The following is a 12,294-nucleotide window of genomic DNA, read 5'->3' as shown; positions in this document are numbered from 1 at the left end:
CGTTCCTCAGCTCAATCGAATGCGCGGATCGACGAATGCAACGGTGAGGTCGGCGGCCAGATTGCCGACCAGGACGAGAACCGCGGACATCATCAGCAGGCCCATCACCACGGGGTAGTCGCTGTAACCGAGACTATCGAGGAACAGCCGTCCCATGCCGGGCCAGGTGAAGACGGTTTCCGTCACCAGGGCGCCACCCAAAATTGTCGGCAGTTGCAGCCCCAGCAGCGTGATCATCGGGAGCAGGGCGTTGCCAAGGATGTGGCGGATCAGCACACGTCGGGGCCTCAGTCCCTTGGCCCGGGCAGTGCGGACGAAATCCTGATTGATGACGTCGAGCGTCGCGGTCCGCATGTAGCGGCTCCACACGGCGATATTGACCAGCGCGAGAACGATGCTCGGCATGATGAGATGGATCGCATAGTCACCGAGCGAGCCGTCGCCGATCGTGTACATGTTGCCGGCCGGCAGCCACCTGAGCCGCAGCGAAAAGATGTAGATCGCGATCAACCCGAACCAGAAAGTCGGGATCGACAACGCCACCATCGCGCCGACCGTCGCCGCGTAGTCGAAGATCGAGTATCGTTTGAGCGCGCCCAGGACACCTATGCAGGTGCCGACGAAGATGGCGATCGCAGTCGACACGCCCATCAGCAGCAGTGTCGCGAGAAGGTGCTCCCAGATGATGTCGAGCACGGGCCTGCCGTCCCGGAAGGAGCGTCCCCAGTCACCGCGAAGCAGGTGCCCCAGCCAGTCGAGGTACTGGACGGGAAGAGGTCGATTAAGACCCATTTGCGTGGCGATCCGCTCGAGATCGGCCTGCGTCATTCCTGGCGTGAGGGTGAACTGCGAGAGCGGCCCACCTGGAGCGAGGTTCAGGACGGCAAAGCCAATCACCGAAACCAGCAGGAGCAGGACAAGACTTTGCCAAAAGCGGCCCAGCAGATAGCGAAACATGCCGGCTGTCTCCGTTTTGCTGTGCGTCGGATACGGTCGCGCAAGAGGCGCTTTATCGACGATTGAGGCCGAGCCGGTGATTTCCGGCCCGGCCTGTTTCCGGAGCTATGACCAGTACCAGGTGGCCACATCCCAGGAATCGATGCGCACATTGATGTTCGGGATGACGCCTTCGACACCGGACTTGTGTCCGCGGACCGTCGCATATTGGAACATCGGCAGGAATGGCAGGTCGTTGCGCACGGTCTCCTGGATTTTCAGGTAGGCTTGCTTGCGCTTTTCCGGCTCGAATTCGACACCGCCGGATTCGAGCAGCTTGTCCACCTCAGGGCTGGCATACTGCCAGGTATTCTGGCCGGCGCCACCCTTGGCCGGACTTGATTTCGAACTGAGGTAATCCGAAGTATCGGGATCGGACCCTGTCAGGAAGTTGATGCCGACGACAACGGAATCGAACTCCGACTTCACCCAGTAGTCTCCCCACATGACCGCAGGCGGCAGGTTGGAGATCTCCACTTCGACACCGACGTCGCGATACGATTGCTGAATGAACTGCTGCGCCTGTTCGCGGATATGGTTGCCCGCCGTGGTCGAGTTCTTGAACGAGAGGCGGACGCCATCCTTGACGCGAATACCGTCGCTGCCAGGGACCCAGCCGGCATCGTCGAGCAATTTCTTTGCCTTGTCCAGATCGTATTCCTGCTTTGGCAGATCCGGATTGTAGTAGAAGGATTGCTGCGGCATGTAGGTTTCGGTTGGGGTCGGCAGTCCGTAATAGAGGGCGTCGATGATCGTCTGTTTGTCCAGCGCATAATACAGCGCCTGGCGAACGGCGAGTTCCTTGAACTGCGGGCGCTCCATGTTGAAGCTGAGCGATTCGACCGTGGCGGCGGGAATGACGGCAACGGACGTCCCGTTCAATGCCTTGGCTTCCTCATAGTGGTCGGCCGTGATCCACTGCAGTCCGATGACGTCGATGTCGCCGGTCTTGAACTGGGTGTAGAGAACCGTCAGGTCCGGAATATACTTGTAGATCAGCCGCTCAAGATAAGGGCCGTCGCCAAAGTAGTCGGTGTTGGCGGCCAACTCGATATGGTCCCCGGCCGTGCGTTCCACCCATTTGAATGGCCCGGTTCCAATGGGAGCATTGTTGAACGGCGCGGTATTCTTGTCCTCCGCCGCACCGAGCACATGTTTCGGGACGATGAAGGTCGCCGCCAGGATCGACGGGTAGGGTGCGTAGGGCTCCTTCATCTTCCAGCTGATCTCGGTTGGCGAGACGACGGTCAGATCCTGGACAAGTTCATGGCCGGCGCGCCGCCAGCTCAGAAATTTCGGGTCGACCAGGAGTTCGAGCGTGAACTTGACGTCCTCGGCCGTGAACGGTTTTCCGTCATGCCACTTGACGTCATCGCGCAGCTTTATGTGCCACTCGAGCCCGTCGGCCGAGATGCCGCCGTTTTCGACGGTCGGCACCTCCTTGGCGAGTGCGGGGAAGAAATTACCTTTCGGGTCGACGCCAAACAGCGGATCGAAAACGCTGAAGTGGATGCCCTCGTCGACTTCGATATGCACCAGATGTGGATTGAAGACGGTGGGTTCCTGAGAAAAGCCGACGATCACCTGCCCCTTGGGCGCGCTCGGCGGGGTTGCGGCAAGGGCTTTGCCGGTACCTGTCAGGTTGGGCATGGCGAGGCCGGCGGCGCCGGCGATCGCCATCCCAAGCGTCTGGCGACGCGTCGGCCGAAAGATTGTGCTGCTGCTCTGGTTCGACATTTGGAGTCTCCTGTTGAAGTGTTCCACTTTTGCTGCAACCCGCCCTCTTGTCGGAACGGTTAGAATCCACTGATCGGCGCGACCTTCGATCCGTCCGAAAATCGCGACCATCTGAAGTCCGTCGGATCGACGATCGGCGGCCGCCCGGTGACGATGTCCGCCATCAGCCTGCCTGCCGCCGGGCCGATGCCGAAGCCATGGCCCGAGAATCCGGTGGCGACATGAAAGCCGGGGACGGCATCGACCGCGGAAATGACGGGGACGGCGTCGGGCGTGACGTCGATATAGCCGGCCCAGCGCTGCGCGATCTCCGCCTTGTCCAGAGCCGGAAATGCCTTGCGGGCGTTCGAAAGGACACGCTCGGAGCTTTTCTTCGACGGCTTGGCATCGAGCACGCGGCAATATTCGAAGGGGCTGGCCTCATCCATTGCCCAACGAGTTGGCACTCTTGCCTCTTCGAGGAAACGGCCGCCCAGCCGGAAGTTCAGCGATCGCCATTCCATCTTCCAGGCCGGAAGAAAGTCGCGCGCGTAGCGAAAGGAGTTCGGCACGATATCGACGACGTTGGTCATGCTGGAGGCTATGGTGTAGCCACCGTCCTGGCGCTTGCGCATGGCGAAATTGTTTGCCCACACGGCCTGTTCCGGCCCGTTCTCGACCGGCGTCGTGCGAAGGACCGTGTTCATGACCTTCAACTGCGGCAGGTCGAGGTCAAGCGCTCCGCAAAACAGGTTCGACCAGGCGCCTCCGGCAAGGACGACCGCCTTGCAGGCGATGAAACCGCGTTCGGTCACGACGCCCGAGACGGCGCCGTTGGTTGTCTCCACGCCGCGCACCGCGCATTCGGTCAATATGGCGGCGCCGCGCTCGCGTGCGGCTTCGGCAATCGCCGGCGCGGCCTTCTGCGGTTCCGCGCGGCCGTCGGCGGGCGTATACAGCGCTCCTTTGACATCGAGATTGGAACCGGGGAGGAGATCACGCAATTCTCCCGCACCAATCATTCGCGACTCGAGCTGATAGCCTTCGAGATGACGTCCCCAGTTCGCGTGCTGTTCGTATTCCTTGTCGTTCGCGCAGGTGAACACAATTCCGGCTCGGGCGTAGCCGGTATCTCGGCCCGTCCGTTCGGAGAGCCTCGTCCAGATGCGCAGTGCTTCCGCCATCAGCGGGACCTCGCGCGGATCCCGGCGGGAGATGCGGACCCAGCCCCAGTTGCGGCTGGACTGCTCCTGTCCGATTCCGCCCTTTTCGCACAAAGCCACCCGCAAACCGCTTTCGGCGAGTTCCAGCGCGGTCGAGGTCCCGACGATGCCGCCGCCGATGACCACGCAGTCCACCTCCTTTGGCAGTTCAATGTCTCCGTGAACAGGGACGACGAACGGTCCGGGCATGCTCAGTAAAGCTCCTCGAGTTGGCAATTGATGGAAAATTCCGCGACGCTTGCATGATTGGGCAGATCGAGGAGCATCCCGATGGTCCGTGCGAGATCATCGGGATCGGTCATCAGCGCATCGGCGCGATCGGTGATGCTGCGCGCCATGTCGGTGGCGACGAAACCGGGACAGACGGCCGTGGCTCGAATTCCAAGATCCCATCCCGCCTGTCTGATACCGTGGGAAAGGGCGACGGCAGCAAACTTGGAGATCGCGTAGGAGCCTGATGTCGCGGACTTGACCCGCTTGCCCGACAGCGAGGCGAGAATGATGACACGGCCTGCTCGACTTGCCGCAAGCGCGCGCCATGACGCGCGCACCAAACGGCGCGGAGCCTTCACATTGATCTCCAACATCAGATCGAGATCCGCGTCGTCGACATCGATGACCGACTTCGGGATCATGATGCCGGCAGAGGCAATAACTGCGTCGATCCGGCCGAAGCGATCGATGGTGCCGTCGACCCACGCTCGTTCGGCGTCGGCAGCCGCAGCCTCGTAAGGGAATACGCGGACGCGCTCGCCGTCGGCCCAGTCGGGCTGCACCGGTTTGCGCATGCCGAGCGACAGGGACCAGCCCGTTTCATACAAATGCCGGGCACAAGCCGCGCCGATGCCGCGATTCGCGCCGGACAGGAGCGCCACCCGCTGGGTCGCCAGCACCGCGCCCGCTGCCGCCGGCTCCGTCATTGGCCGAGACCCACAGTGCGACGATAGACGCGCCGCAAAATGTCGAGCAGACGCTTCTGGTCTTCCTCAGGCACGCCGGCGAAGAAATCGCTGGATTGCTTGGTGGCGATCTTGCGCACCTTGCGGGCGAGGTCCGCCCCCTTTTTTGTGATGTGAAGCTCCTGCGCGCGTCCGTCGTCGGCCGCGGCTTCACGCGTCAGAAGGTCGTGCTCGATCATCTGGTCGACCAGCCTGCCCATGGCGGAACGGTCGCGCATAATGAGCTGCGCGATAACCGAGGGCCGGATCCCCGGATGGCTGTCGACAAGAAGCAGTGTGGTGATCTTGCCGGTTCCCCGAGCGACGTCGAGACCCTCCAGGCGGTCATCGAGATCGCGAGAAAGGGCGATATTGATGCTTCGGATATAGAAGCTCAACGTGTCTTCGAGGACATCGAGCCCTACCGTCTCGACGGTATGAAGAGGGCCTTTCTTCTTCTTGGCCAATGGACACTCTCCTGGGGCTTTCCTGCAGCCTGCGTCGAGATCACCGGCAGCCTCGAAAATCGGGGTTGCCGCGAGCCTTCAAAGGCATAGTTGAGCGGATAGTGGACAATTGCAACTACTTTTGATGGACAAAAGCAACTATCTTCCCTGCGGGAAGGTCCGAGGGTGCGCGCGCGCAGTTCGATCGAGACACGGCCTTGCGGCCGCGTCCTCTATCGGCGCCGTCGTCGATGGGTCGCGGAATGTTCTCGATTGCCGACCTAAGCGCGTCGCCTCTGGTTAACGCGTGAGGGCATGCTTCCGGGCGACATGCATCAGGCGGCGGCGACCCATTCCTTGCCGGGAATGGCCGAGATGAGTTGCCGTGTATAGGCGTGACGCGGCGATCGGAATATCTGCCAGGGCGGGCCGGATTCCACGACTTCGCCGCGGTTCATGACCAGAATCTCGTCGCAGATACGGCTTGCCACTCTCAGGTCGTGCGTGATGAAGATCATGGCTATCTTCATTTCCTCCTGGATATCGGCCAGCAGGTCGAGGATCTGCGCCTGGATCGAGACGTCGAGGGCGGAAACCGCTTCGTCGGCGACAAGGACCTCGGGGTCCATCATCAAAGCCCGAGCGATGCCGATCCGCTGACGCTGGCCGCCCGAGAATTCATGCGGAAACCGGTCGAAGGCACCCTCGTCGAGCCCGACCAGCCGAAGCAGCTTCAACGCCTTCGCGCGCGCTTCGCGAGCGGGCAGGCCATGCGCCATCGGTCCGACGGTGAGGATCTTGGCGATCGTCTGCCGCGGATTGAGCGAGGCGAAAGGATCCTGGAAAATCATCTGGATGTGCGGCCGCATCGGCCGGAACTCGGAAGCCGAAAGTGCGGCGATATCCTTGCCGTCGAACAGAATGCTGCCGCCGTCGCTGTCCAGCAGCTTCAGGAGGACGCGGCCGAGGGACGATTTTCCCGAGCCGGACTCGCCGACGATCCCAAGCGTCCGGCCCCGGCGGACCTCGAAGCTGACCTGCTTGACGGCGTGGACGATGCGCGACCGCGAGAAGAAGCCGATGCCTGGCCGGTAGGTCTTGTCGAGCTTCCGCACCTCCAGCACAATCGGGGCATCGCCGCGCGACTTCGTCTCATTCTCGATCATATGTGGAACGGCAGCGATCAGCCGCCTGGTGTAGGGGTGGCTTGGATTGCCGAGCACGTCGGAAGCGGCGCCTTGTTCGACCATCGCGCCTTTCTCCATGACGATGACGCGATCGGCGATTTCTGCGACGACGCCAAAATCGTGCGTGATGAACATGACGCTCATGTTCTTTTCGCGCTGCAGCCGCCGGATCAACGCCAGGATCTGCGCCTGGGTGGTGACGTCGAGAGCCGTCGTCGGCTCGTCGGCGATCAGCAGGTCGGGCCCGAGCGCGAGCGCCATGGCGATCATGACGCGCTGGCGTTGCCCACCCGACAGTTGGAACGGATACTGGTGACGCAGAACCTCCGGCTCCGGCAGGCCGACTTCGCCGAGCAGATCGACAACCGCCTTCGTGCGGCTCGCCGAAGTGCCTGCGTGGTGCGCTTCCATAACCTCCGCAACCTGCTGGCCGACGGTCATCAGCGGATTGAGCGCCGAAAGCGGATCCTGGAAGACGATGGAAACCGAACGGCCCCTGAGGCCGCGCAGAACATCTTCCCGTGCATTGGCCAGATCGTGACCCTTGAACCGGATGCTTCCCTGCGTGATCCGCACCGAAGATGGCAGCAGACCCATGATCGCATTTGCGGTGACGGACTTGCCGGAGCCGGATTCGCCGACGATGCAGAGCATCTCGCCCTGCTTCATGTCGAAAGAAATGTTCTCGACTGCGTTCTCACGCTCCATGTTCCTGGGCAGTCGGATTGTCAGATTTCGAACGGAGAGGACAGCTTCCTCGATCGGATCGCGTGTAGTCATTTCGCTCGGCAGCATTGCTTGGCCTTTCGAAGTCCAATGATCTGACGACGCATACTAGCCGCACGTTCCACCGTCAGCGCAAGCCCGTATTTTTTGAGACAGGCGCCGATGTCTTGGGATTACTCCGTGATTTTGTCCCGGGGCGAAGCCGTCCCGGTGGGATTCTCTTGGTAAGCGCACTCCTCCCACGGCGGCGAGGCCGGCCCACCTCATGCGGTGGACGGGGGCGCAAGCAGAGACCGCTGCAGACCTGCGTTCAGCGATGATTGGTGAGTCCATTAACCGCGCCGTGCCGCCTCGATCGCGGCGACGTCGATTTTCTTCATGGTCATCATCGCACCAAACGCGCGCTTTGCTTCCTCGCCGCCGGCCGCCATCGCCTCGGTCAGCACGCGCGGCGTGATTTGCCAGCAGACGCCCCACTTGTCCTTGCACCAGCCGCAGGCGCTCTCTTGGCCGCCATTGCCGACGATCGCGTTCCAGTAGCGGTCGGTTTCGTGCTGGTCGTCGGTGGCGATCTGGAACGAGAAGGCTTCGCTATGTCTAAATGCGGGACCGCCGTTGAGGCCGACACAAGCGACGCCGGCAACGGTGAATTCGACCATCAACACGTCGCCCTCCTTGCCGGACGGGTAGTCACTGGGAGCATGGGTGATGGCACCCACCGCGCTGTCGGGAAAGGTCTCGGCGTAGAAGCGGGCAGCAGCCTCGGCGTCCTTGTCGTACCAGAGGAAAATCGTGTTCTTTGCCATTGCGTGTCCTTTCGCTTTTGAAGCCGAATTCCGGCCTTGTTTCCCCGCCCGCTCTCTTTCGAAGCAGCCCACGGCTAACGCACCGCGGCCTTTTTGTTTCCACATGGAACATCGGCCCATATGGAACATCGGCTTGAGGAGGACACTCGGCTTCTGCAGCATCCATCTCCCATGCAGACATGCCACGAGATCGTTCGCAGCGAATGAAGCTTATGTCGCCTTGCGAATGGCATGTTCGACGCCGCGGAGCTCGGCCAGCCCCTTGAGCCGACCGATGGCCGGATAGCCGGGCTGGGCGCCACGCATCAGGTCATCGAGGATGTCCTGGCCATGATCGGGGCGCATCGGGATGACGGCGTCCGGGCGTCCTTCCTTCCTGCGCCGCGCCTCCTCGTGGAGCAGCGCCGCCACCACCGCCACCATGTCGGTGTCGCCGGCAAGATGCTCGTCCTCATGGAAAGAGCAGGGGATGCCCGGCTCTTCCTTGCGCACATTGCGCAGATGCGCGAAATGGATTCTTGGCCCCAGCCGCCCGATCATGCCCGGCAGATCATTATCCGGTCTTGCGCCGAGCGACCCCGTGCACAGTGTCGCCCCGTTGGCCGGGCTGTCGATTGCGTCCAGGATGTACCTGTAGTCGGCCTCGGTCGACATGACGCGCGGCAGGCCCAGCAGCGGAAACGGCGGATCGTCCGGGTGGCAGCAGAGACGCAGACCGAGGTGTTCGGCCGTAGGCACGACCTCCGCCAGGAAGTCGACGAAATGCCGGCGCAGGATTGTTGCATCGATGTGGTCATAGCGTGACAGTTGAGCCGCGAGACCGTCGAGAGACGTGTCTTCGGTCGATCCTGGCAGACCGGAATTGACGCTTCTTGCCAGAATCCTGCGTTCAACGTCATCCATCTGCGCGTGTCGTCGCTCCGCCTTGGAGACGAGCTCCGGCGTGTAATCGCCGAGCGCCCCTTTGCGTCTCAGGATATGGATGTCGAATGCGGCGAAGTCGACCAGATCGAAGCGCATGGTGGTGCCGCCATGCGGCAGGCGCCAGGTAAGATCGGTGCGGGTCCAATCGAGCACAGGCATGAAATTGTAGCAGACGACGGAAATGCCGGCCCGCGCCAGGTTTTCCAGTGATGTCCTGTAGTTGGCTATATGGCTCCGCCATTCGCCGACCTGCGTCTTGATCGCTTCGGAAACCGGCAGGCTCTCTACGACCTCCCAGTTCAGATCGCTTGCGCTTCCATCCGGCAAAGATGCAACTTCGCGCTGACGTCTTCCGATTTCGGCGGGCAGCCAGACGGCGCCGTAAGGAACGTGGTGAAGGGCCGAGACGATGCCTTGCGCACCGGCTTGACGCGCGTCCGCGATCGTCACCTTGTCGACCGGGCCGAACCAACGCCACACATGTCTCATTCGACCACTCCATCAGAAGGAACCGCCATATCCGCTTTGCCTCTCATCCGAAAGCAAGGCTCAAAGACGAGCTTGTTCCCTGGCTAGAGCAAAGCTTCGTATCGATCCCCGATCTTTTCAACTTCGAAATCCGCAGCCCTGCTTTTCAGGATCGCGTCCGAAGTGGGGTCGTCCAGCATCTCAGCCATCGCCTTTGCCAGGGCCGCGGCGTCGCCAACCGGCACCAAGGCGCCGAAACGACTGTCACCGAGAATTTCGCGCGGGCCATGCGGCGCATCCGTGGAGACCACGGGCACACCAGCAGCCATCGCCTCGACCAACACATTGCCAAAGCCCTCGCTCGTGGAGGAAAGGACGAACAGGTCGGCTGCAGCGTAGCAGGCTGCGGGATCGTTGACGTAGCCAGCAAGCAGCACATCGGCGCCCATACCGGATTCCTGGGCATAGGCGCGCAACTCGGCAGCCAGCGGGCCTTCGCCGAAGATGACAAGCCGAGCGCGGCGGCCGGCGCGCAGGATAGCGAAGGCCCGGAGCAAAGTCCGATGATCCTTGACCGGCACCAGGCGTCCGGCGGTGGCGATGACCGGCCCATCGCCCATCGTCGCCAGCTTTGCCTGCCAGGCATGGGAATGTCCCTGGAGCGCCACGGCCGGCGGCAGCGGGTTGTTGATGACGACAACCTTGGATCTGGGGAAGCCGCGGGCGACGATATCGCGGCCGACACCCACTGAGACGGCGATGGCTTTGGTTGCGCGCGCTGCAACCAGCGTGGAAAACCAGACCGCAATTCTTGCGCCGAGACCGCTGGAAGGCAGTGAGGCGGCTGCGTGGAAACTTGGAAAGAACCTCGCTCGGCTGCGTGCCAGCAGAAGCGCCAGCGCCACGACCAGATTGGCAAATTCCGGGGCGCTGTAGACCGCATGGGGACCAAGGCGGTTGAACAGACGTGCGCTTCGCACGACGCCTTTCAGCGTTGCCCATTTGCCATAACCCTCGCCCCGGATGGGAAGGCCGAAATCGACCAGATGCACGGCAGGCGAGCGCAGCGCAGCGTTAGGTCCTTCCGCGTTCCAGGTAAAAAGCGTGACATCGTGCCCACGGGACGCCAATTCATTTGCCATGAGGACGAAGACACGCTCGGCGCCGCCGCCCCTGAGGCTGGCAATGTGAAAGACGATGCGCTTTGGCATGCCTGGATTCAGGCTCGGCCGACGCCGATGCCTGATCGATTCGGCGGCTGGCGCATGTCGCGCACGATGCCCATGGCAATGGCGAGCAGCATGCCTAGAGCAAAGCCGGCGAAGGCTCCCATGCCGGCCACCAGGGGGGTGCGTGGCGGCCACGAGCGCCCCTTTGGCGGCACCGCGGTGGAAATCACCTGCACATTCGTGGTGTCGATCTGCTCGCGCTCGGTGATTTGGCGCGCGCGTGACAGGAAGCTTTCGTAGACCGCCCTTCTCGAGGCGGCGTCGCGTTCAAGCTCACGCAGGGCGACCTGGGACTCGCTGTCGGTGAAAACATTGCCCTTCAGATCGTTCATCTTGGCGTTGAGAGAAGCCAATGAAGCCTTGGCCCTATCAAGGCTGGCTTTTGCCGTGCCGATCGTGCGGGAGAACTCGGCCCTGAGTTGAGAACTGACGGTTTCGAATTCTGTCCTCAGCCTGACGATCGTCGGGTGGCGCGGACCAAAGGTCATGGACTGTGAATCGATTTGCTGCCGCAGGCCGTTTGCCTTGTCGCGCAGCACGGCGAGCGCTTCCGAAACCGTGGGGTCAGGGTTAGCCCCATTGACGCCGGAGGCAACCAAGGCGTCGTAACTTGCCTGCGCGGCGATTGCGCGCGATTGCGCCTCTACAATTTCGCTATTGAGCTGCGTCATCGTCTGCGAGCTGACAAGCTGGCCATTGCTGGAGGACAAATTGTGGCTGCGCCTGTAGCTCTCGACCTTCTCTTCTGCCGCCTGCACGTCGCGCTTGAGTTGGCCGAGCCGGCCATCAAGAGCAGCCGCGGCACGGCTGGCGCCAGCAGCCTCGGCCTTGGCCAGTTCCTCCTGAAAAGCCTTGACCATGGCTTGCGAGATCAGGATCGCCTTGCCGGTGGTTTGCGCCGATACCGAGAGGGTTGTGACGAACGACGTTTCATCCGCGGAGACGTCGACCCGCTCCGCCAGGCTCTTCTGGGCGATAAGCTTCGGATCGGACTTGGTGCCACTCACCCCAGCGCCAGACGCCGAGGCGCTCCGGTCCGGGTCGTAAAACTCCGGATCGTTGGCCAGGCCGAGTTCGTCCACGACACGTGCAAGCACGTTGCCCGAGGTCAAGATGCGCTGCTTGCTGCGCGCGTTGAGTATTTGGCCGTCGATCTGGCCCGGCTGCGAGTAGAGATCGTTTTCCACAACCTGCAAATTGGCGGGATTGATAAGGATTTCCGTCGCGACGGTAAAACGCTGTTTGCTCAGCAACCCATAGGCGGCGCCGATGACGCCGCCGGCCACTGCCAGCATGCATGCCATGACGAGGCCGGCACGCAGCCAGACAAACAGGCGGCGAAAATCGAGCTCGAGGAAATCGCCGATCTTGTCGAGCGTCACCGTAGGGACCGGATCGGGTGTGTGCGCCACGACAGGTGCGGAGATGCGTGCCGTGGCCGGGGCATTTTGATGCAGCCTTGCCCTGCTGGCGCGCCGCGCATTGGCGATCCGCTCAAGTGCGCTGATATCGGAATCCGCCGCAGAGGGAGGGGGAGTGCCGGAAGCGGCGGACATGATGCCAACTCTTGTTATTCGCTACGCGGGCCAGCACTACAGAAAGATCGTTAACATCTCATTTTCCAAGTTGGCATAT

Annotated in this window: 10 protein-coding genes; all 10 read right to left on the bottom strand. The window is 62.1% G+C overall.

Annotation, left to right across the window (positions count from 1 at the left end; translation table 11 throughout):
- Nucleotides 1–6: 6 nt before the first annotated feature.
- The 10 genes from EJ066_RS29550 to EJ066_RS29505 all read right to left on the bottom strand — a co-directional run bounded on the left by EJ066_RS29550 (nucleotide 7) and on the right by EJ066_RS29505 (nucleotide 12,041).
- On the bottom strand, nucleotides 7–957 hold the full coding sequence (locus EJ066_RS29550; RefSeq protein ID WP_126043413.1) for an ABC transporter permease: 951 nt from the start codon (nucleotides 955–957) through the stop codon (nucleotides 7–9).
- A 105-nt stretch (nucleotides 958–1,062) separates the two neighbouring features.
- The gene (locus tag EJ066_RS29545) at nucleotides 1,063–2,733 is read right to left on the bottom strand and encodes a peptide ABC transporter substrate-binding protein (protein WP_126043412.1); all 1,671 of its coding nucleotides are present in this window, start codon (nucleotides 2,731–2,733) and stop codon (nucleotides 1,063–1,065) included.
- A 59-nt stretch (nucleotides 2,734–2,792) separates the two neighbouring features.
- Nucleotides 2,793–4,124 (bottom strand): FAD-binding oxidoreductase, encoded by a 1,332-nt coding sequence (locus EJ066_RS29540; protein ID WP_126043411.1) that lies wholly within the window; start codon nucleotides 4,122–4,124, stop codon nucleotides 2,793–2,795.
- Between the two features lie 2 nt (nucleotides 4,125–4,126).
- On the bottom strand, nucleotides 4,127–4,855 hold the full coding sequence (locus EJ066_RS29535; RefSeq protein WP_126043410.1) for an SDR family NAD(P)-dependent oxidoreductase: 729 nt from the start codon (nucleotides 4,853–4,855) through the stop codon (nucleotides 4,127–4,129).
- Nucleotides 4,852–5,340 carry a MarR family winged helix-turn-helix transcriptional regulator gene (locus EJ066_RS29530; RefSeq protein WP_126043409.1) on the bottom strand — a complete coding sequence of 163 codons (489 nt, stop codon included), beginning with the start codon at nucleotides 5,338–5,340 and terminating at the stop codon, nucleotides 4,852–4,854. The genes EJ066_RS29535 and EJ066_RS29530 overlap by 4 nt, the downstream gene beginning before the upstream one ends.
- Before the next feature lie 314 nt (nucleotides 5,341–5,654).
- Nucleotides 5,655–7,286: an ABC transporter ATP-binding protein gene (locus tag EJ066_RS29525; RefSeq protein WP_126043408.1), complete on the bottom strand. Its 1,632-nt coding sequence runs from the start codon at nucleotides 7,284–7,286 to the stop codon at nucleotides 5,655–5,657.
- 278 nt (nucleotides 7,287–7,564) lie between these two features.
- Nucleotides 7,565–8,038, bottom strand: a complete 474-nt coding sequence (locus EJ066_RS29520; protein WP_126043407.1) for a VOC family protein — start codon at nucleotides 8,036–8,038, stop codon at nucleotides 7,565–7,567.
- Nucleotides 8,039–8,248: 210 nt separating this feature from the next.
- Nucleotides 8,249–9,451, bottom strand: coding sequence for a mannonate dehydratase (gene uxuA, locus EJ066_RS29515; protein ID WP_126043406.1), 1,203 nt, complete (start codon nucleotides 9,449–9,451; stop codon nucleotides 8,249–8,251).
- Nucleotides 9,452–9,534: 83 nt separating this feature from the next.
- The gene (locus EJ066_RS29510; protein WP_126043405.1) at nucleotides 9,535–10,641 is read right to left on the bottom strand and encodes a glycosyltransferase; all 1,107 of its coding nucleotides are present in this window, start codon (nucleotides 10,639–10,641) and stop codon (nucleotides 9,535–9,537) included.
- 8 nt (nucleotides 10,642–10,649) lie between these two features.
- On the bottom strand, nucleotides 10,650–12,041 hold the full coding sequence (locus EJ066_RS29505) for a GumC family protein (RefSeq protein WP_245455027.1): 1,392 nt from the start codon (nucleotides 12,039–12,041) through the stop codon (nucleotides 10,650–10,652).
- Nucleotides 12,042–12,294: the final 253 nt, after the last annotated feature.

This window comes from Mesorhizobium sp. M9A.F.Ca.ET.002.03.1.2 (assembly GCF_003952365.1).
Classification (GTDB): domain Bacteria; phylum Pseudomonadota; class Alphaproteobacteria; order Rhizobiales; family Rhizobiaceae; genus Mesorhizobium.
Note: the sequence above shows the minus strand (reverse complement) of the source record. Positions and strands in the feature narration are given on the sequence as shown.